The sequence below is a fragment of the Streptomyces sp. NPDC058051 genome, assembly GCF_042885475.1.
Lineage (GTDB): Bacteria > Actinomycetota > Actinomycetes > Streptomycetales > Streptomycetaceae > Streptomyces.
In genome coordinates this window covers 1-25837 of sequence record NZ_JBHVRW010000030.1, presented here as the reverse complement: position 1 = coordinate 25837, position 25837 = coordinate 1, and the positions used below count along the sequence as shown (strand labels likewise).

19 protein-coding genes and 2 pseudogenes are annotated in these 25837 nt (G+C 70.6%); 14 read left to right on the top strand and 7 right to left on the bottom strand.

Annotation, left to right across the window (positions count from 1 at the left end; genetic code table 11):
- The first annotated feature begins 88 nt into the window (after nucleotides 1-88).
- Nucleotides 89-832: a DUF4190 domain-containing protein gene (locus ACFVUT_RS32375; protein ID WP_389657642.1), complete on the top strand. Its 744-nt coding sequence runs from the start codon at nucleotides 89-91 to the stop codon at nucleotides 830-832.
- Between the two features lie 150 nt (nucleotides 833-982).
- Here the strand turns inward: ACFVUT_RS32375 and ACFVUT_RS32370 are convergent, their stop codons facing one another.
- Nucleotides 983-1522 carry an NADAR family protein gene (locus ACFVUT_RS32370; protein WP_389657645.1) on the bottom strand — a complete coding sequence of 180 codons (540 nt, stop codon included), beginning with the start codon at nucleotides 1520-1522 and terminating at the stop codon, nucleotides 983-985.
- A 215-nt stretch (nucleotides 1523-1737) separates the two neighbouring features.
- On the opposite strand from ACFVUT_RS32370, the gene ACFVUT_RS32365 reads away from it, so the two are divergent.
- The 6 genes from ACFVUT_RS32365 (at nucleotide 1738) to ACFVUT_RS32340 (ending at nucleotide 8998) form a co-directional block, all read left to right on the top strand.
- Nucleotides 1738-3252 (top strand): gamma-aminobutyraldehyde dehydrogenase, encoded by a 1515-nt coding sequence (locus ACFVUT_RS32365; protein ID WP_389657648.1) that lies wholly within the window; start codon nucleotides 1738-1740, stop codon nucleotides 3250-3252.
- Nucleotides 3253-3293: 41 nt separating this feature from the next.
- Nucleotides 3294-4544, top strand: a complete 1251-nt coding sequence (locus ACFVUT_RS32360) for a spermidine/putrescine ABC transporter substrate-binding protein (RefSeq protein ID WP_389657651.1) — start codon at nucleotides 3294-3296, stop codon at nucleotides 4542-4544.
- Between the two features lie 53 nt (nucleotides 4545-4597).
- Entirely contained in the window at nucleotides 4598-5755 is a 1158-nt protein-coding gene (locus tag ACFVUT_RS32355) for an ABC transporter ATP-binding protein (protein WP_389657654.1), read from the top strand.
- A complete protein-coding gene (locus ACFVUT_RS32350) occupies nucleotides 5752-6675 on the top strand; it encodes an ABC transporter permease (RefSeq protein ID WP_389657657.1) in 924 nt (307 codons plus the stop codon). The genes ACFVUT_RS32355 and ACFVUT_RS32350 overlap by 4 nt, the downstream gene beginning before the upstream one ends.
- The gene (locus tag ACFVUT_RS32345) at nucleotides 6675-7478 is read left to right on the top strand and encodes an ABC transporter permease (RefSeq protein ID WP_389657660.1); all 804 of its coding nucleotides are present in this window, start codon (nucleotides 6675-6677) and stop codon (nucleotides 7476-7478) included. The genes ACFVUT_RS32350 and ACFVUT_RS32345 overlap by 1 nt, the downstream gene beginning before the upstream one ends.
- A gap of 104 nt (nucleotides 7479-7582) precedes the next feature.
- Nucleotides 7583-8998, top strand: coding sequence for an NAD(P)/FAD-dependent oxidoreductase (locus ACFVUT_RS32340; protein ID WP_389657663.1), 1416 nt, complete (start codon nucleotides 7583-7585; stop codon nucleotides 8996-8998).
- Between the two features lie 53 nt (nucleotides 8999-9051).
- On the opposite strand, the gene ACFVUT_RS32335 is transcribed toward ACFVUT_RS32340, so the two are convergent.
- Nucleotides 9052-10086, bottom strand: a complete 1035-nt coding sequence (locus tag ACFVUT_RS32335) for a hypothetical protein (protein ID WP_389657666.1) — start codon at nucleotides 10084-10086, stop codon at nucleotides 9052-9054.
- 149 nt (nucleotides 10087-10235) lie between these two features.
- On the opposite strand from ACFVUT_RS32335, the gene ACFVUT_RS32330 reads away from it, so the two are divergent.
- The 3 genes from ACFVUT_RS32330 (at nucleotide 10236) to ACFVUT_RS32320 (ending at nucleotide 13721) form a co-directional block, all read left to right on the top strand.
- On the top strand, nucleotides 10236-11057 hold the full coding sequence (locus tag ACFVUT_RS32330; RefSeq protein ID WP_389657669.1) for a TetR/AcrR family transcriptional regulator: 822 nt from the start codon (nucleotides 10236-10238) through the stop codon (nucleotides 11055-11057).
- A gap of 222 nt (nucleotides 11058-11279) precedes the next feature.
- Nucleotides 11280-11741: a hypothetical protein gene (locus tag ACFVUT_RS32325; protein ID WP_389657672.1), complete on the top strand. Its 462-nt coding sequence runs from the start codon at nucleotides 11280-11282 to the stop codon at nucleotides 11739-11741.
- Between the two features lie 150 nt (nucleotides 11742-11891).
- Nucleotides 11892-13721: a chitinase gene (locus ACFVUT_RS32320; RefSeq protein ID WP_389657675.1), complete on the top strand. Its 1830-nt coding sequence runs from the start codon at nucleotides 11892-11894 to the stop codon at nucleotides 13719-13721.
- Here ACFVUT_RS32320 and ACFVUT_RS32315 read toward each other — a convergent pair.
- From ACFVUT_RS32315 to gabT, 4 genes and pseudogenes are all read right to left on the bottom strand, one after another.
- Nucleotides 13672-14310 carry a phosphatase PAP2 family protein gene (locus tag ACFVUT_RS32315; RefSeq protein WP_389657678.1) on the bottom strand — a complete coding sequence of 213 codons (639 nt, stop codon included), beginning with the start codon at nucleotides 14308-14310 and terminating at the stop codon, nucleotides 13672-13674. The two genes, ACFVUT_RS32320 and ACFVUT_RS32315, sit on opposite strands and share 50 nt — an antisense overlap.
- 286 nt (nucleotides 14311-14596) lie before the next feature.
- A complete protein-coding gene (locus ACFVUT_RS32310) occupies nucleotides 14597-16333 on the bottom strand; it encodes a glycosyltransferase (RefSeq protein WP_389657681.1) in 1737 nt (578 codons plus the stop codon).
- 238 nt (nucleotides 16334-16571) lie between these two features.
- Nucleotides 16572-16791 (bottom strand): annotated as a pseudogene (locus ACFVUT_RS32305) (phosphoesterase); the annotation flags it as partial.
- A gap of 148 nt (nucleotides 16792-16939) precedes the next feature.
- Entirely contained in the window at nucleotides 16940-18280 is a 1341-nt protein-coding gene (gene gabT / locus ACFVUT_RS32300; protein WP_389657684.1) for a 4-aminobutyrate--2-oxoglutarate transaminase, read from the bottom strand.
- 301 nt (nucleotides 18281-18581) lie between these two features.
- Here gabT and ACFVUT_RS32295 point away from each other — a divergent pair, with 301 nt between their 5' ends.
- The 3 genes from ACFVUT_RS32295 to ACFVUT_RS32285 all read left to right on the top strand — a co-directional run bounded on the left by ACFVUT_RS32295 (nucleotide 18582) and on the right by ACFVUT_RS32285 (nucleotide 24366).
- Nucleotides 18582-20999, top strand: coding sequence for an ATP/GTP-binding protein (locus tag ACFVUT_RS32295; protein WP_389657687.1), 2418 nt, complete (start codon nucleotides 18582-18584; stop codon nucleotides 20997-20999).
- Between the two features lie 121 nt (nucleotides 21000-21120).
- Complete coding sequence (locus tag ACFVUT_RS32290; RefSeq protein ID WP_389657690.1) at nucleotides 21121-22704, top strand: PucR family transcriptional regulator; 1584 nt, start codon at nucleotides 21121-21123, stop codon at nucleotides 22702-22704.
- Between the two features lie 216 nt (nucleotides 22705-22920).
- Entirely contained in the window at nucleotides 22921-24366 is a 1446-nt protein-coding gene (locus ACFVUT_RS32285) for an aldehyde dehydrogenase family protein (protein WP_389657693.1), read from the top strand.
- Between the two features lie 318 nt (nucleotides 24367-24684).
- On the opposite strand, the pseudogene ACFVUT_RS32280 reads toward ACFVUT_RS32285, so the two are convergent.
- A pseudogene (locus ACFVUT_RS32280) lies at nucleotides 24685-24924 on the bottom strand (transposase); the annotation flags it as partial.
- 133 nt (nucleotides 24925-25057) lie between these two features.
- On the opposite strand from ACFVUT_RS32280, the gene ACFVUT_RS32275 reads away from it, so the two are divergent.
- Nucleotides 25058-25243: a DUF1737 domain-containing protein gene (locus ACFVUT_RS32275; RefSeq protein ID WP_389657696.1), complete on the top strand. Its 186-nt coding sequence runs from the start codon at nucleotides 25058-25060 to the stop codon at nucleotides 25241-25243.
- The last annotated feature ends 594 nt before the right edge of the window (nucleotides 25244-25837 follow it).

Here is a 25837-nt window from a genome sequence, read left to right as displayed (position 1 = left end):
GCCGGGCAGGGGACGGGGATCATCGTAGGCCGGGTCCTGCGGGGCTGTGCCGGGCCGTAGCATGACGGGACCACGATGGGGGAGGCCCATGTCAGACAACACAGAGCAGCCCGCGGGCGGGGCCGCGCCGCGCGATCCGTGGGCTCCGCCGGACAGCCGGGTACCGCTGGACAAGCCGGCCGGTGATCCCCGGCCGCCCGCTGTGCACGATCAGCCGACGGTCGCCGCGATGCCGGAAACGGGAGCGGATGCCGCGCCGGCCACGGGGCCGATGTTCGACGCGGGGGCGCAGACCGGGCCGGTGAGCGGTTCCGGAGCCGGGTTCGCAGCCGGGTCCGGCCCGGGGGAGATACCGCCGCCGCCGATCGCGCCGAACGGACCCGGTCAACCGGTCCCGCCGGCCGCGGGAACGTACGGCTACCCGGCCGCACCGGTTCCGCAGTACGGCGGCTATCCGGGATACGGGGGCTACAACCAGGGCCCCTGGGGCGGGCCCGCGCCGTCGAACGGCATGGGTACGGCGGCCATGGTGCTGGGCATCCTGGCCGTCTGCCTGTTCTGCGTCTACGGGATACCCAGCCTGATCCTGGGCGTGCTCGCCCTGATCTTCGGCATCCTGGGCCGCAAGCGGGTGCAGCGCGGTGAGGCGACCAACAGCGGTCAGGCGCTCGCCGGAATCATCATGGGATCCGTCGGCATCTTCTTCGGCGTGGCGATCATCAGCTTCGTGGTCTGGCTGTTCGTCGCCCACGCCGACGAGTTCAACGACGACCCCTACGAGTACAACGACGACCCGTACGCCACGTCACTGGTCGTCGACGTCACGCGCTAGTGCTGCGGCCGCAGAGGTTCACCGGCTCGCGGCCACAGCACCGGCGCCGCGCGCGGCGCCGGACACGCGCCGGCTCGCGCCGCACGCCCCTCCCGATGGCCGGGCGGGCCGGATCCCGGTCCTCCGGCCGTCGGGCCCTTCGGGGCCGTCTCATCGAGCGCGCAGCTCCGCCCGCGCGTCCATCAGCGCGAACCCCAGCAGATTGAGCCCCCGCCAGCTCGCGGGGTCCTTCGCGCGCGGGTCGTCCGCCGCCAGCCCGATGCCCCAGATCCGGTCCATGGGGCTCGCCTCGACCAGTACCCGGTCCCCGGTGTTCAGCAGGAACTCCCGCAGTCGCGGGTGGTGGTCGAACTTGTGGATGCTGCCGGCCACCACCAGGGCGTAGCGCTCGCGCTCCCACACCGCCTCGTCGAAACCGCGGACCAGTCGGCCCACCTTCTTCGCCTGGGCCGGGCTCTTCGCCGACACCGCGCCGGCCTCCGCCTCCGCGTCGCCGAAGAGCCGAGCCTTGCGCGCCATCATCCAGTGCTCGGCCGACGCGTACGCCACGCCGTCGACCGTGAACGGGGCCGGCCACCACTGACTGAGGCAGCTCGCACCGATGCCGCCGTCGGGCCGGGGCCGGTGTCCCCAGAAGTACAGGTACTTCACCTTCTTGCCGCGCTCCGTCCGCGCAAGGAGATCGTCCATGTGTTCCATGACACGCGAGTCTGGCATCCACCACGGACACTCCGTACGGGGATTTCCGCACTGACACGACACATGGTCGAAGGATTCCGTCGCGTAACCAAAAGGCAACAACGGAATCACTTGTTGGGGTCGATCCCCTCTGTCAGGATCGGCAGTCAAATCGAGCGGAAGCTACGCCGCCCCGCATTCCGGGATCTGCGGCGGAGGAGAACGTCATGGGCAACGGCATCCAGGTGCGGGACCGCTTCGCGGACGGAGCACAATTCATCGGCGGAAGGCTGCGGTCCGGCAGCTCGGGACGTCACCACGAGGTCGTGAACCCGGCGACGGGCGAGACCGTCCACACCTACGAGTTGGCGGGCACCACCGACGTCGACGCGGCCGTCGCCGCCGCTCGCGCGGCGTTCCCCGGCTGGTCGGGCCTGACTCCCGCCGAGCGGGCCGAGGCGATGCACCGGTTCGCCGCCGTGCTCGCCGAAGAGGCGGACGACTTCGCGTACGTCGAGTCCCTCCAGTGCGGCAAGCCGATCAAGCTCTCCACCGAGTTCGACGTGCCCGGCACCGTCGACAACGCCTCCTTCTTCGCGGGCGCCGCCCGCCACCTGGAAGGCAAGTCCGCCGCCGAGTACGACGGCGACCACACGTCGTACGTACGCCGTGAGGCGATCGGTGTCGTCGGCTCCATCGCGCCCTGGAACTATCCGCTCCAGATGGCGGCCTGGAAGATCCTCCCGGCCGTCGCTGCGGGCAACACGATCGTGCTGAAACCCGCCGAGATCACCCCCCTGACCTCGCTGATGTTCGCCCAGGCAGCCACCCGGGCGGGCATCCCGGACGGTGTGATCAACATCGTCTCCGGTGCGGGCGCGGACGCGGGCGAGCACCTCGTCGGCCACCCGGACGTCGTCATGACCTCCTTCACCGGCTCCACCGCCGTCGGCAAGCGGGTCGCGGAGATCGCCACCTCCACCGTCAAACGCCTGCACCTCGAACTCGGCGGCAAGGCCCCCTTCGTGGTCTTCGACGACGCCGACCTCGAAGCCGCGGTCCACGGCGCGGTCGCCGGAGCGCTCATCAACACCGGCCAGGACTGCACCGCCGCCACCCGCGCCTACGTCCAGCGCCCGCTCCACGACGCCTTCGTGCGGGGCGTCGCCGAGCTGATGGAGACCGTCCGGCTCGGCGACCCCTTCGCCCCGACGACCGATCTCGGCCCGCTGATCAGCCACGCCCAGCGGGACCGGGTCGCCGGATTCGTCGAGCGCGCCCGCGCGTACGCCACCGTCGTGACCGGCGGCGAGGCCCCCGGTGGCGCACTGGCGGCCGGCGCCTACTACCGGCCGACCCTGATCACCGATGCCGCCCAGGACAGCGAGATCGTCCAGTCGGAGATCTTCGGCCCGGTCCTGGTCGTGCTGCCCTTCGACACCGACGACGAGGGCATCCGCCTCGCCAACGACACCCCCTACGGACTCGCCGCCTCCGCCTGGAGCCGCGACGTGTACCGGGCGGGCCGCGCCACCCGCGAGATCAAGGCGGGCTGCGTCTGGGTCAACGACCACATCCCGATCATCAGCGAGATGCCGCACGGCGGATACAAGGCCAGCGGCTTCGGCAAGGACATGTCGTCGTACTCCTTCGAGGAGTACACGCAGGTCAAGCACGTCATGTACGACAACACCGCGGTAGCCGAGAAGGACTGGCACCGCACGATCTTCGGGGACCGATAAGCAGGCCGCCCCGGCCACACACACCCGAAAGGGCAACGCGCATGGAGCAGTACGAGCCCGAGCGTCTCTCCGCGGCCCAACTGGCCGCGATGCGACGCAGTCTGACCGATGGCCGGGGCGCCCTGACCCGCCGATCACTGCTGCGCGCCTCCGGCATGGGGGCGCTCGCGGTCGGCGGTCTCGGCACGCTGAGCGCCTGCGGCATCCCGCCCGCCAAACGGGAAGGGGACGCCGCGGCGGCCTCGGACGACCACTCGGCCACGGAGAAGCAGATCAACTTCTCCAACTGGACCGAGTACATGGACGTCAGCGAGGACGAGAAGCACCGCCCCACCCTGGAGGCGTTCACGAAACGCACCGGGATCAAGGTCAAGTACACCGAGGACATCAACGACAACGTCGAGTTCTTCGGGAAGATCAAGCCGCAGCTGGCCGCGGGCCAGGACACCGGCCGCGACATCATCATCGTCACCGACTGGCTGGCCGCCCGCATCATCCGGCTCGGCTGGGCCCAGAAGCTCGACCCGGCGAACCTGCCGCACGCCTTCGCCAACCTCTCGTCCCAGTTCCGCACTCCCGACTGGGATCCGGGCCGTTCCTACTCCTACCCCTGGACCGGCATCCCCACCGTGATCGCCTACAACTCCAAGGCGACCGGCGGACGCAAGGTCGACTCCATCACGCAACTGCTCGACGACCCCACCCTCAAGGGAAGAGTCGGCTTCCTCTCCGAAATGCGCGACTCCGTCGGCATGACCCTCCTCGACCTGGGCAAGGACCCCGGCTCGTTCACGGACGCCGACTTCGACGCCGCGATCGGCCGGATCCAGAAGGGCGTGGACAAGAAGCAGATCCGCCGCTTCACCGGCAACGACTACACCGCGGACCTCGACAAGGGCGACATCGCCGCCTGCGTCGCCTGGGCCGGCGACATCATCCAGCTCCAGGCCGGGAACCCGGACATCAAGTACGCCATCCCCGCCGCCGGATACATCACGTCGAGCGACAACATGCTGGTCCCGGCCAAGGCGCGGCACAAGACCAACGCCGAGAAGCTCATCGACTACTACTACGAGCCCCCGGTCGCCGCCGAACTCGCCGCGTACATCAACTATGTCTGCCCGGTCGACGGCGTCCGCGAGGAACTGGCCAAGATCGACCAGGAGATGGCCTCCAACACCCTGATCCTCCCCGACAAGGAGATGGCGGCCCGATCGCATTCGTTCCGCTCCCTGACGGCCGAGGAGGAGACGGCGTACGAGGAGAAGTTCGCCAAACTCATCGGCGCCTGACCGCCTCGCCCTTCCTCCCCGATCTCCCCCTGACACCACTGGGACCGCGACCCATGACACAGCAGCAGACAGGCGGCGACGTCCGCCTCACCGGGATCAGCAAGACGTACGGCTCCTTCACCGCCGTCAAGCCGCTCGACCTGACCGTCCCGCAGGGCTCCTTCTTCGCGCTGCTCGGCGCGTCCGGCTGCGGCAAGACCACCACCCTGCGGATGATCGCGGGCCTGGAGGAGGCGACCACCGGCACCGTCCTGCTCGGCGACCGGGACATCACCGACCTGCCCCCGTACAAGCGACCCGTCAACACCGTCTTCCAGAGCTACGCGCTCTTCCCGCACCTCGACGTCACCGAGAACGTCGCCTTCGGCCTGCGCCGCCGCGGCATCAAGTCGGTGAAGAAGCAGGTCGACGAGATGCTGGACCTCGTCCAGCTCGGCGATTTCGCCTGGCGCAAACCGCACCAGCTCTCCGGCGGCCAGCAGCAGCGCGTCGCCGTCGCCCGCGCCCTGATCAACCACCCGCAGGTGCTCCTCCTCGACGAACCGCTCGGCGCCCTCGACCTCAAGCTGCGCCGCCAGATGCAGCTGGAGCTCAAGCGCATCCAGACCGAGGTCGGCATCACCTTCATCCATGTCACCCACGACCAGGAGGAGGCCATGACCATGGCCGACACCGTCGCGGTGATGAACGCGGGCCAGGTCGAACAACTCGGTGCCCCCGCCGACCTGTACGAGAACCCGAAGACGACCTTCGTCGCCAACTTCCTGGGCACGTCCAACCTCATCGAGGGCGAGATCGTCTCCACGGGCACCGACATCGTCGTCGCGGCCGGCGGCGCGAAGCTGCTGCTGCCCACCGACCGATGTACGGCCCCGACCACCCACGGCGGCAGGCTGCTGCTCGGCGTACGCCCGGAGAAGATCTCGCTCGCGCACGCCGACGACGCGGACGCGATAGCCGACGGCCGCAACCGGGTCACCGGCCGGATCGTCGACTCCAGCTTCATCGGCGTGTCCACGCAGTACGTGGTGGAGAGCCCGGCAGGCAAGGCGCTCCAGGTGTACGAGCAGAACGTCGAGAGGCGCGCGGGACTCACGCCCGGCACCGAGGTCGTCCTGCACTGGAATCCGGCGCACACCTTCGGCCTGGACGCCGCTCAGTCCATGCTCGCGGGGACGACGGCCGACGCCGGCGTGGAGGACGCGGCGTGACCGCCACCCAGGCGCCACCCGCGCCGATCACGGAGCCGAAGGCGCGCAAGGCGTCCACCCGCAAGCGCCTCGTCCCCTACTGGCTCCTGCTGCCCGGCATCCTGTGGCTGCTCGTCTTCTTCGCGCTGCCACTGGTCTACCAGGCGTCGACCTCCGTACAGACGGGATCCCTGGAGAAGGGGTTCGAGGTCACCTGGCACTTCCGGACGTACTGGGACGCGCTGACCGAGTACTACCCGCAGTTCATCCGGTCCCTGCTCTACGCGGGCACCGCCACGATCCTGTGCCTGCTGCTCGGCTACCCGCTCGCCTACCTCATCGCGTTCAAGGCCGGACGCTGGCGCAACGTCGTCCTGGTGCTGGTCATCGCGCCGTTCTTCACCAGCTTCCTGATCCGTACGCTCGCCTGGAAGACGATCCTCGCGGACGGCGGCGCGGTCGTCGACGTACTGAACACCCTGCACGTCCTGGACGTCACCGGCTGGCTCGGCTGGACCGAGTCCAACCGGGTGCTGGCCACCCCGATGGCGGTGGTCTGCGGCCTCACGTACAACTTCCTGCCGTTCATGATCCTGCCGCTCTACACCTCGCTGGAGCGGATCGACGGCAGGCTGCACGAGGCGGCCGGCGATCTGTACGCCACCCCCGCCACCACCTTCCGCAAGGTGACCTTCCCGCTCTCCATGCCGGGTGTCGTCTCCGGGACGCTGCTGACCTTCATCCCCGCCAGCGGCGACTACGTCAACGCGGAACTGCTCGGCTCCACCGACACCAAGATGGTCGGCAGCGTCATCCAGACCCAGTTCCTGCGCGTCCTCGACTATCCGACGGCGGCCGCGCTCTCCTTCATCCTCATGGCGGTCGTCCTGATCACGGTCACCGTCTACATCCGCCGCTCCGGGACGGAGGACCTGGTCTGATGCCCGTACTGCGCTGGATTCGCCGGAACCTGATCGTCATCGCGGGTCTGCTGACCCTCGCCTACCTGATCCTTCCGAACGTCGTCGTGATGGTGTTCTCGTTCAACAAGCCGAACGGGCGCTTCAACTACGCCTGGCAGCACTTCTCCCTGGACGCCTGGAAGGACCCCTGCGGCGTCGCCGACATGTGCGGATCGCTCTCGCTGTCCCTGCAGATCGCAGCCTGGGCCACCGTCGGCGCGACCGTCCTCGGCACGATGATCGCCTTCGCGCTGGTCCGCTACCGCTTCCGGGCACGCGGCGCGATCAACTCGCTGATCTTCCTGCCGATGGCGATGCCCGAGGTCGTCATGGCCGCCTCGCTGCTCACGCTCTTCCTGAACATGGGCGCGCAGCTGGGCTTCTGGACGATTCTCATCGCGCACATCATGTTCTGCCTGAGCTTCGTGGTGACGGCCGTGAAGGCGCGTGTGATGTCGATGGACCCGCGGCTGGAGGAGGCGGCCCGCGATCTGTACGCGGGGCCCGTCCAGACGTTCCTGCGGGTGACGCTGCCGATCGCCGCCCCCGGGATCGCGGCGGGCGCGCTGCTCGCGTTCGCGCTCTCCTTCGACGACTTCATCATCACCAATTTCAACGCGGGCTCCACCGTGACCTTCCCCATGTTCGTCTGGGGATCGGCACAGCGCGGCACGCCCGTGCAGATCAACGTCATCGGCACGGCGATGTTCATCATTGCCGTACTGGTGGTCGTCGCCGGCCAGCTGATCGCGAACCGGCGGAAGAACAGCGCACGTCAGTAACGACCTCCCCACGGCAGGGAGTGGATCAGCGAGCGGAGTCGCAGGGGGTCAGGAGCCCCTTCCCTGCCGTGGGAAGGTCGTACGTTCTGAAGGAGTTGGAAACCATGGCCCCAGCCGCCATGCGTACTGCTGCACGATCACTCTCCGAAGCGAAGCCGGTCTCGTTCTGGCTCGACGACCCCGGCAAGCCCGAAGCGCTGCCCGCCCTCACCGGCGACGAGCACTGCGATCTCCTCGTCATCGGCGGCGGCTACAGCGGACTGTGGACCGCGCTGATCGCCAAGGAACGCGACCCCGAGCGGGACGTCGTCCTCATCGAGGGGCACGAGGTGGGCTGGGCCGCCTCGGGCCGCAACGGCGGATTCTGCGCCGCCTCCCTCACGCACGGCCTGCCCAACGGCCTGGAGCGCTGGCCGGACGAGATCGAGAAGCTGGAGGAGCTGGGCAGGCGGAACCTCGACGCCATCGAGGAGGCCGTCGCCCGCTACTCCATCGACTGCGAGTTCGAGCGCACCGGCGAGATCGACGTCGCCACCGAACCTCACCAGCTCGAAGAGCTCCAGGAATGGCACCAGGAGGCCGAACGGCACGGCTTCACGGGGATGGAGCTCCTGGACCGGGACGCGCTGCGCGCCGAGATCGACTCGCCCACCTTCCTGGGCGGTCTCTGGGACCGGCACGGGGTCGCCATGCTGCATCCCGCCAAGCTGGCCTGGGGCCTGAAGCGGGCCTGCCTCAACCTCGGAGTGCGGATGTACGAGCACACCCGGGGCCTCGAACTGGCCAGGTCCACCACCGGAATGGCGGTCCGCACGCCGTACGGAAGAGTCTTCGCGCGCCGCGTCGCCCTCGGTACGAACATCTTCCCCTCCCTGGTCAAGCGGGTGCGCCCGTACACCGTGCCGGTGTACGACTACGCGCTGATGACCGAACCCCTCACCGAGGACCGGCTCGCGTCGATCGGCTGGAAGAACCGGCAGGGACTGGGCGACAGCGCCAACCAGTTCCACTACTTCAGGCTGTCGGCCGACAACCGGATCCTGTGGGGCGGCTACGACGCGGTCTATCCGTACGGGGGCCGGCTGAGCGCCGGTCTCGATCAGCGTCCGGAGACCTTCCTCAAGCTCGCCGGCCAGTTCTTCGACTGCTTCCCGCAGTTGGCCGGGGTCCGATTCAGTCATGCCTGGGGCGGGGCGATCGACACCTGTTCCCGTTTCTCGGCGTTCTTCGGGACGGCCCATCAGGGCCGGGTCGCCTACGCGGCCGGATACACCGGACTCGGGGTCGGAGCCACCCGGTTCGGCGCCGATGTGATGCTCGACCTGCTGGCGGGCGAACAGAACGAGCGGACCGCCCTGGACATGGTCCGCAGCAAGCCGATGCCGTTCCCGCCGGAGCCCTTCGCCTGGGCCGGTATCGAACTCACCAAATGGTCCCTGGCCCGGGCGGACAGCAGGGGCGGGCACCGGAATCTGTGGCTGCGGACGATGGACCGGCTCGGGCTCGGCTTCGACAGCTGACCGGCGTGCGGGCCGGGGCGCTCGGCCGGGCCGGTCAGAGGGCGGGTGCCCGGTCAGGCAGGTGAAGGTTCTGCCTGTACGGCGGTCGCGTCCCTGCGTGCGGCCTTGGCGCCCCGGCGGTCGGCGACGAATATCAGCACCAGTCCGCAGGCGACCCAGGCGGCGAGCGTCAGCGCCGGCACCATGGCTCCGGTTCCTTCGAAGTACGCGTTGGCGCGCAGGAGGCTGCCGGAGGCACCGGGCGGCAGGATCTGACCGACGACGGACCAGCCGGAGGGCAGCCAGTTCGGGCCGGTGCCCAGACCGGACAGGGGGTTGCCCAGGAACATCATCACGGCGGCTCCGAGGCCGAGGCCGGCGAAGCCGATGAGGGCTTCGAGACCTATGAACGTCATGGACAGTGCGGCCATGCCCAGGGACAGCCCGAGTGAGGTGAGCCAGTAGTTGCCGGTCAGGGATCCGGTTCCGTACTGGAGGAGCGCGGTGACCGCGGCCCCGGCGAGCAGGGAGAACAGCGCGACGCCCGTGAGGCGGGTGCGCAGGCCCCTGTGGCCGGGGAAGAGGCGGGTGAGGATGACGGCGGGGAACATCCCTCCGAAGATCAACGGCAGTCCGGCCGCGGCGAATCCGGCTCCTCGGGGGTCGTCCTGCGGGTAGGGCACCAGGTCGTGGACGGTGGCCTCGGCCTGCTGCTGGGCAGCGAGGGCGTTGCCCAGCGTGGTCAGCGCGCTCGTGCCCATCGGGGAGCCCGCGGTGGCCGTGTAGACGTCGACCGCTCCCGGGGCGAGGGCGAGGCCACCGGTGATCTCCCGGTCCTTGATCGCGGAGGTCAGGGCGTCCGCGTCGTCGTAGACGGTGACGTCCCACTCGGGGCCGTCGAGCTTCTGCTGGAGCGCCTGGGCGGTGGTCCCGGCTCCGGTGACGCCGATCGGGATGTCGCGGGGGCCGCTGTGGATGCTCGGCAGGGCGAAGGCGCAGAGCATCAGGGTGACCACGCCGGTCAGCCCCAGCAGGACGGCGACCAGCTTCCGCGCGACGCCGGGGCGCTCGGCCTCGGCCCCTGTCGTGGGTGCGGGATGTTCGGACATGGCGTTCACGCTCTCCTTCGGCCCGCTCACCCGTCGTTCAGGAGACAGGTACGGGGTGGTAGCGGGGAATCGGTGACGGGGGTGCTCAGGTGCGGTCGCCGGAGCAGTGTCAGGGATGTGAAACTTGATTACAGGGTATGCTTATCCATGTGTCAAACACTGATGAGCTCTTCGCGGGGGATGTGCCGGCAGAGGTGGTGGAGGCCGCGCTGCGCGCATCGCTCAAGCGAGGCGTGCCCGTGGCCGATGTCCCGCTGATCGTCGTGGCCGAGGAGGCGGGCATCTCCCGCAGCACCCTGATGCGGCGCCTGGGCGGCACACGCAGGGCTCTCGACGCGGCGGTGCGTGCGGCCGGCGTCGACCCCGGCGGCCAGAAGCCGGTTCGTGAACGCGCGGTGGCGGCCGCGGCCGCACTGATCAGCGAACACGGGCTGGCTTCCGCCACCTTGGAGAAGGTGGCGGTCTCCGCCGAGTGCTCCGTGCACAGTCTCTACGCGGCTTTCGGCGGCCGGGACGAACTGCTCTTCGCCGTCTACGAACGCCACAGTCCGATGCTCGACGTCGAAGCCCTCCTCGCGGGGCCGCGGCAGGACCTGCCCGACACGGTGCGCACGATCTACCGCCTCCTGATCGACGCCCTCAACCGAGAACCGCGGGTCCTGCCGGCCATGCTCGCCGACGCTCTCTCCCGTCCCGAGGACTCGGCGGTCCAGGCCGTCTACCAGCGCTTCTTTCCCCGCCTGCTCGGTGGCATCGGTCAGTGGCTCACCGGAGAGGTGGCCGCCGGACGCATCCGTGACCTGCCTCTGCTCCCGTTGATGCACCAGATGACGGGCCCCGTCCTCCTCCATTTCCTGCTGCGCCCCGTCACCGAACAGCTGCCCGGGGCGAATCTGCCCACCACCGAGGAGGTCGTCGAGGTCTTCGCACAGGCCTTCCTGCGGGCCGTCGCCCGGCCTCCCCTGCCGTGACGACGCCTCGTGCCTGTGCGGCGACCGGCCGCGGTGCGCAGCGGGAAGTGCAGGACTCGGGGTCGTCGGCCGGGCCCGGCGAGCCGCCCGACCGGCAGGCATGTGACGCAGTTCACTGCGCCGGTGGGTCGAACCCGCGTAATGGAGCGACGTCATCCCTCTCTCCCGTGTGAACACGCCACCGGTCGCGTCTGGCCGGTGCATACGGAAGGGAGACCGGTCATGGCCGGCGCGGGGGTCACATCAGCAGTCGAGTGGTTGGCATCGGTGGCACCGGATCCGGACGCCTGTCGATGGGTGTGGGAGCGTGATCCTCAAGGGGTCGTGCTCCTCCCCGCCGGTCGGCGTTGGGACGTACTGATCCTGCCGGGGGAGCTGGGCCGTCCCACGCTCGACGTCCTCACCCGTCTCCTCGGCCGGCCCGGCCCGGTCCTCTGCGATTCCCGGGAATCCCGTCTGGGCTTCTTCGTGCCGCCGGGCACCGCCGCGCGCTGGATCGGTACGGGTGTACGGGGCGCGGGGCCGGGGACCTGGATCGTCGTTCCGTATCCGGGGCGGGAGGCCGTGGGTGGGATGCGCTGGCTGATCCCGCCGGACGGCTCGGGAACGCTCACCGACACGACGGTTCTGGAGCTCGCGATGCACGAGGCGGCGGCGGGAAGGGCCGAGAGCGCGGGGGGCTGACGGGGGACGGCGAGGCCCGCGCGGGCGCCGGGCGGCGGGGGCGACGGCCCGCGCGGCCCGGCCCGGGAACCGCCAGAGGTCTTGACAACCTGATTGGTCTGGACCATGTTGTGGCCGCCGTACTCAATTCCCCCATGCACGGAGGCTGTTGTGGAACGCACGGGATCCCCTGCCCGACCGACCGTACTTCTGGCCGCCCTCTCGGCGGCCCTGCTCGCCGCCGGCGGCCTTACCGCCATCGCACCGACCGCCGCCGCCGCGGACTCCGACCTGGCACGCAACGGCGGCTTCGAGGCCGGCCTCGACGGCTGGAGCTGTACCGGCGGCAGCGGAGCCGTCGTCAGCACCCCGGCCCACGGCGGCACTTCCGCGCTGAAGGCGACGCCGGCCGGCGCCGACAACGCCAAGTGCTCCCAGTCCGTGACGGTCAAGCCGGACTCCACGTACACGCTGAGCGCCTGGGTGCAGGGCAGCTACGTCTATCTCGGAGCCGACGGCACGGGCACGACCGACGTCTCCACCTGGACCCAGTCGGCGCCCGGCTGGCAGCAGCTCACGACCACGTTCAGAACCGGACCGTCCACCACCTCGGTGACCGTCTACACGCACGGCTGGTACGGAACCCCTGCCTACTACGCCGACGATCTCACCCTGATCGGGCCCGGCGGCGATCCGGTCGCACTCCCGGCCACCCCCACCGGACTGAAGAGCGGCACGGTGACCGCCTCCTCGGTCGGCCTCTCCTGGACGGCTTCCTCGGGTGCGACCGGCTACAACGTCTACCAGGGCGGCACGAAGGTCCTCTCGGCCACCGGAACCTCCGCCACCGTGACCGGCCTGGCCGCGTCGACCGCCTACAGCTTCCAGGTCGCCGCGACCAACTCCGCGGGCGAGTCCGCCAGGTCCGCAGCGGTCCCGGCCACCACCACGGCGGGCGGCGGGGACGGCGGAGCGGGCGGCGACCTGCCCGCCCACGCCCTCGTCGGCTACCTGCACTCCAGCTTCGCCAACGGCTCCGGCTACACGCGGATGGCGGACGTGCCCGACTCCTGGGACGTCATCGACCTGGCGTTCGGCGAGCCGACCTCCGTCACCTCGGGCGACATCCGCTTCTCGCTCTGCCCGGTCACCGAGTGCCCGAACGTCGAGTCCGTGGCCGAGTTCAAGGCGGCCATCAAGGCCAAGCAGGCCGCGGGCAAGAAGGTGCTGATCTCCATCGGCGGCCAGAACGGCCAGGTGCAGCTCTCCACCACCGCCGCCCGGGACACCTTCGTCTCCTCCGTCAGCAAGATCATCGACGAGTACGGTCTGGACGGCCTGGACATCGACTTCGAGGGCCACTCGCTCTCGCTGAACACCGGGGACACCGACTTCCGCAACCCCACCACCCCGGTCATCGTCAACCTGATCTCCGCGGTGAAGACCCTCAAGGCCAAGTACGGCGACGGCTTCGTCCTCACCATGGCCCCCGAGACCTTCTTCGTGCAGCTCGGTTACCAGTACTACGGGTCGGGCCCCTGGGGTGGCCAGGATCCCCGTGCCGGGGCCTACCTGCCGGTCATCCACGCGCTGCGCGACGACCTGACACTGCTGCACGTCCAGGACTACAACTCCGGCTCCATCATGGGTCTGGACAACCAGTACCACTCCATGGGCGGCGCGGACTTCCACATCGCCATGACCGACATGCTGCTCGCCGGATTCCCGGTGGCCGGTGACCAGACCAAGGTCTTCCCGGGGCTCCGTCCCGACCAGGTCTCCATCGGCCTGCCGGCCTCCACCCAGGCGGGCAACGGCTACACCACGCCCGCCGAGGTCACCAAGGCGCTGAACTGCCTGACGAAGAAGACCGACTGCGGCGCGTACGCCACCCACGGGACATGGCCGGGGCTGCGCGGGCTGATGACCTGGTCGATCAACTGGGACCGCTTCAACAACGGGGAGTTCGCGAAGAACTTCGACGCGTACTTCGGTGGCTGAGGCCCCGCGTCAGAAGCAGCGTCAGCAGTAGTGGCCCGCACAGCGACCAGCTGGCCACCACGTCCAACGGCCAGTGGTAGCCCCGTCGGACCAGGCCGAAGGAGACGCCGAGGACGAGCGCGGAACAGACGGTGAGGAGGGCGAGGCGGGTACGGGCCGAGTGGAGCCGGGGCAGGAGGAGCAGGGCCGCGGAGCCGTACGCGACGGCGGCGGTGGCGGTGTGTCCGGAGGGGTAGTAGTCGCCCCCCGGCGGCATGACCGGGGTGCCGTGGCGGGCGGTCCACTCCTTCAGGGGCACGATGATCACCGGCACCAGGGCCATGAGCACGGCCGCGGTGAGCGGTGGCAGCCACCAGCGCCCCGTCCCGGCGGCCCGGCCCCACCGGGCGACGTACAGCGCGACCAGCGCCAGCACCGGCACCGCGACCTGCGCATTACCGAGATCGGAGAGCAACTCGGACACCCGGTCCGGATGGACCAGCGCACGGCTGGCCCGCTCGTCCACGCCCAGGAGCGGGCCGTCGGTGACCACCTGCCAGGTGATCAGCGTGAAGAGGAGCACCGACAGGCCGCACCCCGGAAGGAACACACGAAGGAACACACGTAGGGAGACACGACGGAGGGATTCCGGTCGCCCGGCACCCCGCGGGACGGGTGTGCTTCCGGTCTGCGGCGCCGCCGTGCTTCCGGTCCGAGGGACGGGTGTGCTTTCGGTCCGCAGAGCCGGCGCGGTCCCGGTCTGCGGAGTCGGCGCGGTCCCGGCCCGCAGAGCCGGCGCGGTCCCGGTCTGCGGGGCAGGCGTGGTCCCGCTCTGCGGGTCGGGGCAGGTCGGCGACATGGGATCCAGCGTCTCAGATCCGGCCGGTACGGGCGGCTCAGGGGGCCTGGCGCTGTGACCCACCGGACCTGTTGGGCCGGCCGAGGCCGGACACGCGCCCGAGCCTCGCGATTCTTCCCAGTCGTCTGCTGCCGATCTGCTTGCTGAGACCGGTCAGCTTTCTGCGTACACGCCGCTTGAATCCTTTCGGGACCTTCTTCGGCTGCTGGGCGGCGGTGACGTGCAGGCTGAGGTTGGCGAAGCCCCGGGTGTAGTACGGCTTGACCTCCAGGAGCCCGCTCCGGCCGCCGCGGGCCGGAGCCAGGTCGTCCGCCTTGCGGGCGCCGAACCTGCGCTGGGTGCTCAGGCCCTGGGCGCGGACATTGAGGTACACGTCCCACACCCCCGTCGGCAGGGGGGTGCCGTCCAGGGCGCGGGTGATATCGATGTCGGCGGTGAAGCCCGCGGCACTGTGGTCGCAGGCGTGCCCCTGGACAGGGATGTGGGCGGGCAGCGGTGTGCTGCGCGTGGGGACACGCACCTCGCGCCCGTCGTTCCGCAGCCGCAGGACCAGCTCGGTGGCGGGCGTCCGCGTGTCCACGTTCTCGATGTAGCCATGGCCGCGCAGCCGCAGGACGCTGCGCCTCCGGGTCCGGTGCCATTCGACCGCGTCCAGCCGGTCGTCCTGCCGCAGCCCGGCGGTGACGTCGTAGCAGGCGTCGGGTATGCCGGCCTTCTCGTCGCCGAGATGCGGGTAGGCGGCGTAGGCGCGCCCGTCCTTGACGACGACCTCGTGGGGAGGACGCTGCTTGTCCCTCTCCGCAGTCAGGAAATCGATGATGTCGATCAGTTCCCGTTGCAGCCCGTGCTGAGCGCAGTGGGCGGTCAGCCGGAGCGGTGCGGTCATCTGGACGTCGAGTTCCGGGGTGTAGAACGCGTCCAGTTGCTCCTTGGCGATCTCCATGGCCTTCAGCCGGTCGCTCTCCTCCAGCCGCGGGAAGCGCCAGGAGAAGGAGTCCAGCAGGCCGCCCCTGAAGTACCGCAGCAGCGCGGCGTCACGAACCGGTCCGGGTTCGCTGTACGTGGTGATCGCGGTCATCAGGCGGCGGGCGACCTCAAGGCGTTTCATCACGTCACCGAAGTTGCTGGTGAGGTTGCCCTCGTCGTCGCGCTGCACCTTGAAGTAGCAGTCCTCGTCGGCGACCACCGAGATCACGGAAGCCTGCAGATAGGCCTTGGTCACGAAGAGGCGGTCCTCGCCCATGTGGATGTCCTCGTCGAAGCGCAGTCGGCGCTCCTCCACGAACGATCGCCGCATGAGCTTGTGCGGCATCAGGACGTACCAGACGCGGGAGGTGGCCAGATCGATGACCTCCTGGTCGGCCTCGAACATGGAGCGCGGAACCGAGCAGTTGACCCCCACGTACTTGCCGAGCGTCACGTCGGAGTTGTTCCGTTCGGCCATGTCGATCATCCGGCGCAGCGCATGGGGGCCGAGGTAGTCGTCGGCGTCCAGGAAGAAGACGTAGCGGCCCCGGGCCAGCCCGAGGGCGACGTTGCGCGGGCCGCTCGGCCCCCCGGAGTTCTGTTGGTGGATGACGCGCACCGTGCCGGGATACTCGGCGGCGAACCGGTCCAGCTCCTGACCGCTGCCGTCGGTCGATCCGTCGTCGACGGCCAGGCATTCCAGTTCGTACGTGCCCAGCGACTGTTCGACCACCGACTCAAGACAGCGCGTCAGATAAGGCATGGCGTTGTAGGCGCCGATGATGACTGTGACTGTTGGGTCTGACACTCATTCCCCCCCGGGAACCGTTCATGACGATTATCGTCACATATTTACCCGTCATTCACGGCTTGTGCCAAGTTTCCAACTGCCTTGGCTCTGTGAACGGTTGATTGCCATCCCTTGATCGCCATCCCTACGAAAGCGAGAGCCGCCGGAGGGAACGGGGCGGACCGGCGAACCGGGGGCGTCGAGGCGCCGATGCGCGGGAGGCCGACTGCCCGGGAAGAGGAAGAGGGGGAGAGGAGGCCGGCCGCCCGGGAACAGGGGGGGGTGGTTCCGGGGCGGCCGGTGAGACCGGTTTGCCGCACGCCCCGGGGGGTTTGGGGCGAGCGGCCATCCGATCAGTGAGGAGTTCCGGAGCCAGAGGCTCCAGTGGCGTGCGCGAAGGCACGGCCAGGACGGTGCTGGGGGAGCTCCGACCCGGCGTCGCCGGCAGTCCCCTGCGGGCGGGGTGTTTCTCTCATCTGCAGAAACCGTACGTCAGCCGATGGGGGACCGACAGACGGAATCAGATCCCGCCATCGCCCCCCCACACCTTCTTCACAGGCCCTCACGCGGACACCGCGCATCCCCGACGAAATCGCTGTCCGGCCCCGCCGGGGATCGCACAGGTCAGATCTGGCCGAAAGCCTGCTCGATGACGTCGAGAGCCTCGTTCAGCAGGTCCTCGCCGATCACCAGCGGCGGGAGGAAGCGCAGGACGTTGCCGTACGTGCCGCAGGTGAGGACCAGCACACCCTCCGCGTGGCAGGCCTTGGCGAGCTTCGCGGTGGCCTCCGGGTTCGGGTCCTTCGTGCCGGACTTCACCAGCTCGATCGCGATCATCGCGCCGCGGCCGCGGATGTCACCGATGATGTCGCCGTTCGGCAGCTTCGCCTGCATCTCGGCGAGGCGGCCCTTCATGATCTCCTCGATGCGCTTCGCCTTGCCGTTCAGGTCCAGCTCGCGCATCGTCTCGATGGCGCCGAGCGCGCCCGCGCAGGCCACCGGGTTTCCGCCGTAGGTGCCACCGAGGCCGCCGGCGTGGGCGGCGTCCATGATCTCGGCGCGGCCGGTCACGGCGGAGAGCGGCAGACCGCCCGCGATGCCCTTGGCGGTGGTGATCAGGTCGGGGACGATGCCCTCGTCCTCGCAGGCGAACCACTGGCCGGTGCGGCAGAAGCCGGACTGGATCTCGTCGGCGACGAAGACGATGCCGTTGTCCTTGGCGAACCGGGCGATCGCCGGGAGGAAGCCCTTGGCCGGCTCGATGAAGCCGCCCTCGCCGAGCACCGGCTCGATGACGATCGCGGCGACGTTGTCCGCGCCGATCTGCTTGGTGATCTGGTCGATGGCCTGGGCGGACGCCTCGGCACCGGCGTTCTCCGCACCGGTCGGCCAGCGGTAGCCGTACGCCACCGGCACCCGGTAGACCTCGGGTGCGAAGGGGCCGAAGCCCTGCTTGTACGGCATGTTCTTGGCGGTCAGCGCCATCGTCAGGTTGGTGCGGCCGTGGTAGCCGTGGTCGAACACGACGACCGCCTGGCGCTTGGTGTACACACGCGCGATCTTGACGGCGTTCTCGACGGCCTCGGCGCCCGAGTTGAACAGCGCGGACTTCTTGGCGTGGTCGCCCGGCGTCAGCTCGGCGAGCTGCTCACAGACCTCGACGTACCCCTCGTACGGCGTGACCATGAAACAGGTGTGGGTGAAGTCGGCGAGCTGCGCGGACGCACGGCGTACGACGGCCTCGGCGGAGGCGCCGACCGACGTCACGGCGATACCGGAACCGAGGTCGATCAGACGGTTGCCGTCCACGTCCTCGATGATCCCGCCACCGGCGCGGGCGGTGAACACCGGCAGGGTGGAGCCCACACCTGCGGCCACCGTCGCGAGGCGGCGGGCCTGCAGCTCCACCGACTTCGGGCCGGGAATGGCAGTGACGACGCGGCGCTCCTGCGGAATTGTGGTCATGCGGGGCTCCTGTGGGGTGTTTCGGACGCTTCTCCTTCTGCAGGCTAGGGGCGGAAGGCGGGGTCCGGCATGTTCCGTTCGGGAGTGGTGACCGCGCACGGTTGTCCGCGACGGACATAGCGACAGGGCCCACGGGCGGGGCCGCACGGGTGCGGGGCATGAGGGCGGGCCCCGTCGCCCGGGCGAAGACTTCCCGCCGGACCGCGTCTGACGGGGTGGTACGGGGCACTAGATTGATGGCTTCGGGCGTCCGCGCCCGGGAGTTACCGGTCGGCGCTGGTCAGGGGACGAGGGACAGCACATGGACACCGAGGGCACGTACGACTCGCGCGGCACCCGCTCCGGTCCACCGGTGCCGCGTCCGGCCGGTCCGCCACCGCCCGGACTGCCGCCCCGGCCGGGCTACGCCCCCGCCTCGGGCCCCTCCCTCGGCGACTGGCTCCGCATCCCCAGGCCCACCGCGGAACCCGGCGTCTGGCGGCTCGGCCACGCCCCGCGTCCCGCCGAGGAGAAGGAGCGCACCCCGGACCGCACGCTGATCAGCGGCGCGGTGATCTCGCTGCTGGCCTGCGTCCTCGTCTGGTCGCTCTGGCGCAACAACTACATCCCGTACTGGCGGGTTCCGCTGAAGCTCTTCACTCCCGGCGACTGGTGGGGACCGTTCGGCGACGCACCGCAGACCCGGGGCGCGGTCCGGGCACTCGACCTCTACCGCCTGCTGATCATCGGGGGCCTCGTCCACGGATTCGGCCGGCTGGGCAACTGGCCGGCCGCCTTCGAACGGTTCGTCGCCGCCAGGGGAGCCGCCGCACGGGCGGGCGGTGCGGCGATCGGCGCCCTGCTGGTCTGGACCCTCGTCTGGAACGGGACCGTGCCGGGCATGGGACTGGCCTTCGGCCTGGTACCCGACTCCTGGCTGGGCCCCGACCAGCCGATGTCCCCGGTGGTCAGCTACGGGCTGTACGCCGTGCTCACCCTGGTGATCGTCTGGCCGTTCGCCCGGCTGGGGCACTGGGCCGAGGCGTGGCGCGGCATCCGGTCCGCGCAGCCCGCACCCGGCCGGTCCGCGCAGCCCGCACACAGTGGGGACGGCCGCGATCCGGCCGGGTCGCACGCGCCCGGCACCGCGGACGCCATCGTCGAAGGCAGCGAGGAGGACCCGGCCGAGTGGCCCGATCTGCGCGCCGCCGGACAGCACCAGGCCGCCGCCGCGCTCGCCAGGGAAACCCGGTCCGGGCGGATGAACGACGTCGACCACGCCCGGATCCGCCGTGCCTGGACCTCCGTGCGCGCCGACCACTCCCGGCTCTCCGCCTTCACCGACGCCGTGCTGCGCGAGGGCGCCGCGGCCTGCACGCACCCCTCCGGCGCGCGTGACCTCCCGGTCCGCGCCGCCCGGCACGATCTGCTGGTCCGGCAGGTCAGGCTCGGCACCGTCGAGGACGGCGAACGCAACCCGTACGCCCGCCGCGGCAGCGGCATCGCCCTCGACCCCGGGCTGCTGGGCACGTCCCTGCTCGCCGTCGGCCCGCCCGGCGCCGGCAAGAGCCGGGCGCTGATCCGGCCCGTCGTCGAATCCCTCGCGCTCCAGGCGCTCGCCGGACAGGCCGCCGTCGTCGCCGTGTGCGCCGCCGGTACCCAGCTCGGCGGCGACGAGGGCTTCGACGTCGTCATCAAGGTCGGCGACCCGTCCTCCGTGCACGATCTCGACCTGTACGGCGGCACCACCGACCCCGACGAGGCCGCGACCGTCCTCGCCGACGGCCTGGTCGGTGACCTCCCCGAGGTCGACAGCAGACGCGCCGTGACGGCCCTCGCCCAGTTCCTCGGCCCGTTCCGCGCCGCGCACGGCCGCTTCCCCTCCGTACCGGAACTGCGGGAACTCCTGGACGGCGTACCCGGCGCCCTCACCGCTCTGCGGGCGGCGCTCGACGCGACAGGACACCCCGGCATGCAGCGCGAACTCGACGGCCGGGCCCGCCAGGCCGGCGCACCCGGCGACCCGGGCCCGGCCCTCGCCGACCGGGTGGCGCTGCTCGACCGGCCCGCTTTCGCCGAGTTCTTCGACACCACGGGCAAGGCCCGCCCCTTCTCGCTGCGCGCCCTCGAACACCCGCTCCGGGTCCGCGTCGATCTGCCCGAACGCGGCCACGCCGAGGCGTCCCGGGTCCTGGCACGCCTGGTGCTCGCCCAGTTCACCGCGAGCGCCGCGGCCCGTACCGACCGTTCCCTCTTCGCCTGTCTGGTCCTCGACGACGCGACCCACACCCTGACCCCCGACACCGTCCGCGGGATCCAGCGGCTGCGTTCCGCGCACGCCGGGGCCGTACTCACCCTGCGCACCCTCGACGACGTCCCGGAGCACCTGCACACGGCACTGCTCGGCGCGGTCGGCTGCCGGATGGCGTTCTCCGGGGTCACCACGTGGGACGGGAAGAAGTTCGCCGAGGCATGGGGAACGGAGTGGGTCGAGACCCGCGACGTCACCCAGCGCACCGTCTTCGCCGACCAGCCGATGACCCGGGCCATCCACGCCTTCCGCAAGCTGGTCACCGGCAAGGCGGTCACCACGGACGCGGTGACCGTGCGCCAGGTTGAGCGGGAACGCTGGTCGGCCTCCGAGCTGGCCCACCGGGTGCCGGCCGGACACGCGGTGCTGTCCCTGACGACCGTACGCGGGGAACACGCGCCGCCGCTGCTGGTGGATCTGAACGGCTGAGCCGTGCGGGGCGGCCCCGCCCGGGGCAGCGGTTACGGCGAACCCTGCCGCCCTGGCAGAATCGAGAGGAGCCGTTCATACGGGACGGCGAAAATCGACTCCCCGAGGTCCCGCGTTCCCCATGGCCCCCACTCTCGCCTCGCTCGTCCAGCACTCGGCGCTCAAACTCACGGTGCGTGCGGGGGCGGACCGGCTCGACGCACCCGTCCGCTGGGCGCACGCCAGCGAGCTGACCGACCCCGTCCCGTACATGGAGGGCGGTGAGCTGCTGCTCGTCACCGCCACCAACCTCGACGCCGGGAATCCCGAGGCGATGCGGCGGTACGTGCGGCGGCTGGCCGGGGCCGGAGTCGTCGGACTGGGATTCGCTGTCGGTGTCCACTACGACGACGTACCGCAGGCCCTGGTCGACGCCGCCGAGGAAACGGGGCTGCCGCTGCTCGAAGTGCCGCGCCGCACCCCGTTCATCGCCATCGCCAAAGCCGTGTCGTCGGAGATCGCCGCCGATCAGTACCGGGCGGTGACGGCGGGGTTCGAGGCCCAGCGGGAGCTGACGAAGGCCGCGCTCTCGGGCGACGGCCCCGGTGAACTCCTCACCCGGCTCGCCGCGCACGTCGACGGCTGGGCGGCGCTGTACGACGCCTACGGCGCGGTCGTCGCCGTCGCCCCCGACTGGGCCGCGCGCCGGGCCGCCAGGCTCGCCCCCGACGCGGCACGCCTGCGGGAACGCCCCGCCCCGGCCAGCATGGTCGTCGGCGACACCGACGACCGGGTCGAACTCCAGTCCCTGGGCACCGGCCGCCGGGTCCGCGGAGCGCTGGCCGTGGGCACCGGAGCGGCACTCGGCACCGCCGAGCGGTACGCCGTGCACTCGGCGGTCGCCCTGCTCACCCTGACCACCGCCCGCTCCCGGTCCCTCCAGGGGGCGGAGCAGCGGCTGGGCGCGGCGGTGCTGCGCATGCTGCTCGCCGGCCGGCCGGACCACGCACGGGCCGTCGCCGGGGATCTGTACGGGGGGCTGCTCGACGCCCCGTTCCGCCTGGTCATCGCCGAGGCGTCCGCCCCCTCGACACCGGCGGCGCTGGGCGAGGCGATGGAGGCGGCGGCCTTCCGGACCGGCGAGACCCTGCTGGCCGTGCCCGAGGGCGAACGGCTCGTCGTCCTCGCCGCCGACGGCGGGGCGGCGGTCGCGGCCTGCGTGGCATACGCACAGGCCCAGGAGGGGCGTGAGGCGAGGCCCCCGCGCGAAGGGGCGACGGAGGAGGGCGAGGTGGTCGTGGGCCTGTCGGCGCCCGCGGGCCCGATCGCCGTGTCCGCCGCGTACAAGCAGGCCGAACAGGCCCTGTCGGTGGCCCGCCGCAGAGGCAGGGCGCTGGTCGAGCACGACGAGCTGGCCGCGGGTTCGGTGCTGCCGCTGCTCGCGGACGACGCCGTACGGGCCTTCGCCGACGGCATGCTCCGTGCCCTGCACGAACACGACGCCAAGGGCCGCGGTGACCTGGTGGCCTCGCTGCGGGCCTGGCTCTCCCACCACGGCCAGTGGGACGCGGCAGCGGCGGACCTGGGCGTGCACCGCCACACCCTGCGCTACCGGATGCGCCGCGTGGAGGAGATCCTGGGCCGCTCACTGGACGATCCGGACGTCCGGATGGAGTTGTGGCTGGCCCTGAAAGCCACGAGCTCCGCGCCGTCGCCGGAGTCGTAGCAGGCTGCCGGGGGACCGCGACCGGCAGCGCGCGGGCCCGAGGGGCGAGGGCCGGGGGCGGTGCGGCACGCGCCGTACGCCTGCGCACGCCCACGCATCCGACAAACCGGCGTGTACCCGCGGCACTCTGCTCCACGCCGGACAAACGCCAGGCGGGTCGCGCGGCCCTACGGTGGGGGGCAGCACACCCCACGACTCCGAAGGGCCGGAACCTCCATGACTTCCACCCACGCCTTCTGGCTCGCCGGCCGCCAGGCCACCGGCGAGGACAGCTTCGACGTCACCAACCCCTGGGACGGCCGTCTCGTCGGCACCGTCAGCGTGCCGACCGACGCGCAGATCGAGGAGGCCGTCGCGGCCGCGCACGCCGTGCGCGAGGAGTTCGCCGCGACCCCCGCCCATGTCCGGGCCGCCGCACTCGATCACGTCGTACGGCGCCTGGTGGAGCGCACCGAGGAGATCGCCCAGCTGATCTCCGCCGAGAACGGCAAGCCCATCAAGTGGGCGCGCGGCGAGGTCGGCCGTGCCGTGTCCGTCTTCCGGTTCGCCTCCGAGGAGGCCCGCCGCTTCAACGGCGGTGACGCCCAGCGCCTGGACACCGACGCCGGCGGCACCGGACGCCTCGGCCTGACCCGACGCTTCCCGCGCGGCACGGTCCTCGGCATCGCTCCGTTCAACTTCCCGCTGAACCTGAGCGCCCACAAGGTGGCCCCGGCCATCGCCGTCGGCGCGCCGATCATCCTGAAGCCCGCCCCGGCCACGCCGATCTCCTCGCTGATCCTGGGCGAGCTGCTGGCCGAGACCGACCTGCCGGCCGGTTCGTGGTCCGTGCTCACGGTCCCCAACGACCGGATGCCCGCCCTCGTGCAGGACGAGCGCCTGCCCGTGATCTCCTTCACCGGCTCCGGTCCGGTCGGCTACTCGATCCTGGAGTCGGTGCCGCGCAAGCACTGCACCCTGGAGCTCGGCGGCAACGGTGCCGCGGTGGTCCTCGGCGACTACGCCTCCGACGAGGACCTGGACTGGGCCGCGACCCGCATCGCGACGTTCTCCAACTACCAGGGCGGCCAGTCCTGCATCTCGGTGCAGCGCGTCATCGCGGACGCCTCGGTCTACGACCGGCTCGTCCCGAAGATCGTCGCGGCCGTCGAGGCCCAGGTCACCGGCGACCCGTCCGACGACGCCACCGATGTCGGCCCGCTGGTCAGCGAGGCCGCCGCCCAGCGCGTCGAGTCCTGGGTCGACGAGGCCGTGCAGGCCGGCGCCCAACTGCTCACCGGCGGCAAGCGGGACGGCGCCGGCTACGCGCCGACCGTGCTCGCCCAGCTCCCGGACAGCGTCACCCTCGCCACCGAGGAGGTCTTCGGACCGGTCCTGTCCGTGCAGAAGGTGGACGGCGAGGCCGAGGCGTTCGCCGCCGTCAACTCCTCCAAGTACGGCCTGCAGGCAGGTGTGTTCACGCACGACCTGCAGACCGCCTTCCGCGCCCACCGCGCCCTTGAGGTCGGCGGCGTGATCATCGGTGACGTCCCGTCCTACCGTGCCGACCAGATGCCGTACGGCGGTGCCAAGCAGTCCGGCATCGGCCGTGAGGGCGTCCGCTACGCCATGGACGACTACACCTACGAGCGCGTGCTGGTCCTCACCGGCCTCGCCCTGTAGGACCGCGAACAGGATCGGACGGACCGATCCGACAGACGTCGCCTGTGATCCGCCTGGACAGCACACAACAGGTGGCGACGAGACGGCCGGAGCCCGCTGTGCGGGGGCTCCGGCCGTCTTCCGTATCCGCCCACCGCTGTGTGGAGACCGGTCAAGGAGGCCGTTCACGGCCCGGCTGCCCGGCGGTTGACCGGTAGAGCCAGGGCAGGGCCAGGAAGCCGCCGTGGACCTCGCACAAGCCACTTCCCTGCCGATGTCGATGCCCAAGTCGGCACGGTGCCGGAAGGAACTGGACCGGTAGCCGGTTGTGGCGTCCGCTTCCCACTTCGCGTCGTAGTCGTAGACGGTTTTGTGCGGTGGAAAGTCGTGCGGAAGGTACTCCCACGGGATGCCGGTGCGGTTGACATGGAGGATCGCGTTCACGATCTCCCGCAGGTCGTGCACCCGCGCCGTCACACCGGGCCCGGTCCGCCGGGCGCGCCACGCCGCGGATACCGGCTCGGTCAAAGCCCGCCGGGCATCAGACACATCACCGCGATGCGGACGACGCGTACTCACCCACTGCGCAACGACCCACCATCACCGGCAGGCACAAGAACATCCCCAATCACCAACTGCCGTGGGGGCGATCGGCCTCGGGAATGCTGGTCGCCGGGCTCGGCGGACGGGTGCGCATGAGATCTTCCTCTTCATGAGTACACCACCAGACGGATTGCCCATCTACCGAGTCCTGACCGGCCCGGACGACTCCGCGTTCTGCCATCGTGTGAGCGAAGCGTTGGCTCTTGGCTACGCACTGCACGAAGGCCCTGCGGTCACTTTCAACGGTGAGAGGGTCATTGTCGCCCAAGCGGTGGTATGGCCGGCACGGTCGTAGGACTTGGGGTCGTGGTCTGCCCGTGACATGAGAACGGCCGCACGGGTCGGGCGTGTTGCGACGCTTGCCCGGGCCCGTGCAGCCTGTTCCCGTCCTGCTCCGTCCGGGGTCTCCCGTGCACACTCGCCCGGCAGGCCGCCTGCCGATCACCACCAGCCGACCGCCAGGCGGGCATGTCCCGACCTCAATCGCCCCCCGGGTTGTTGGCCTGCCACCCATGAATCCGGACACCGAGCCGGCCGCGCCGGCTGTGCAGGAGGACCTTGCACCCGATCCGGTTCGGCGCCTGATTCAGCATCTGGCGGCCCGCGGCTCGGTCGGGTTGCTGCGCCGCGATGCCCTGTTCGTGGTCGGCGTCCCGGCAGGGATCGCCGCGTTCGGGGGCTCCGTGCACCGGAGTCGGGGCACGGATGGGTGGTTCCCGGCACCGGTCCGAGGTGATCTGATGTCCACACCCATGACCGCAGGGTGAAAGGAGATTCCGTGGCCAAGCCTCTGGGTGCCGCACAGGTCATATCTGCGCTGCGTGCCGAGGGTGTCCGCGTTGTCGAGGTCGGCAGCTGGCGGACGCACAACCGGAATGCGAAGGGTGCG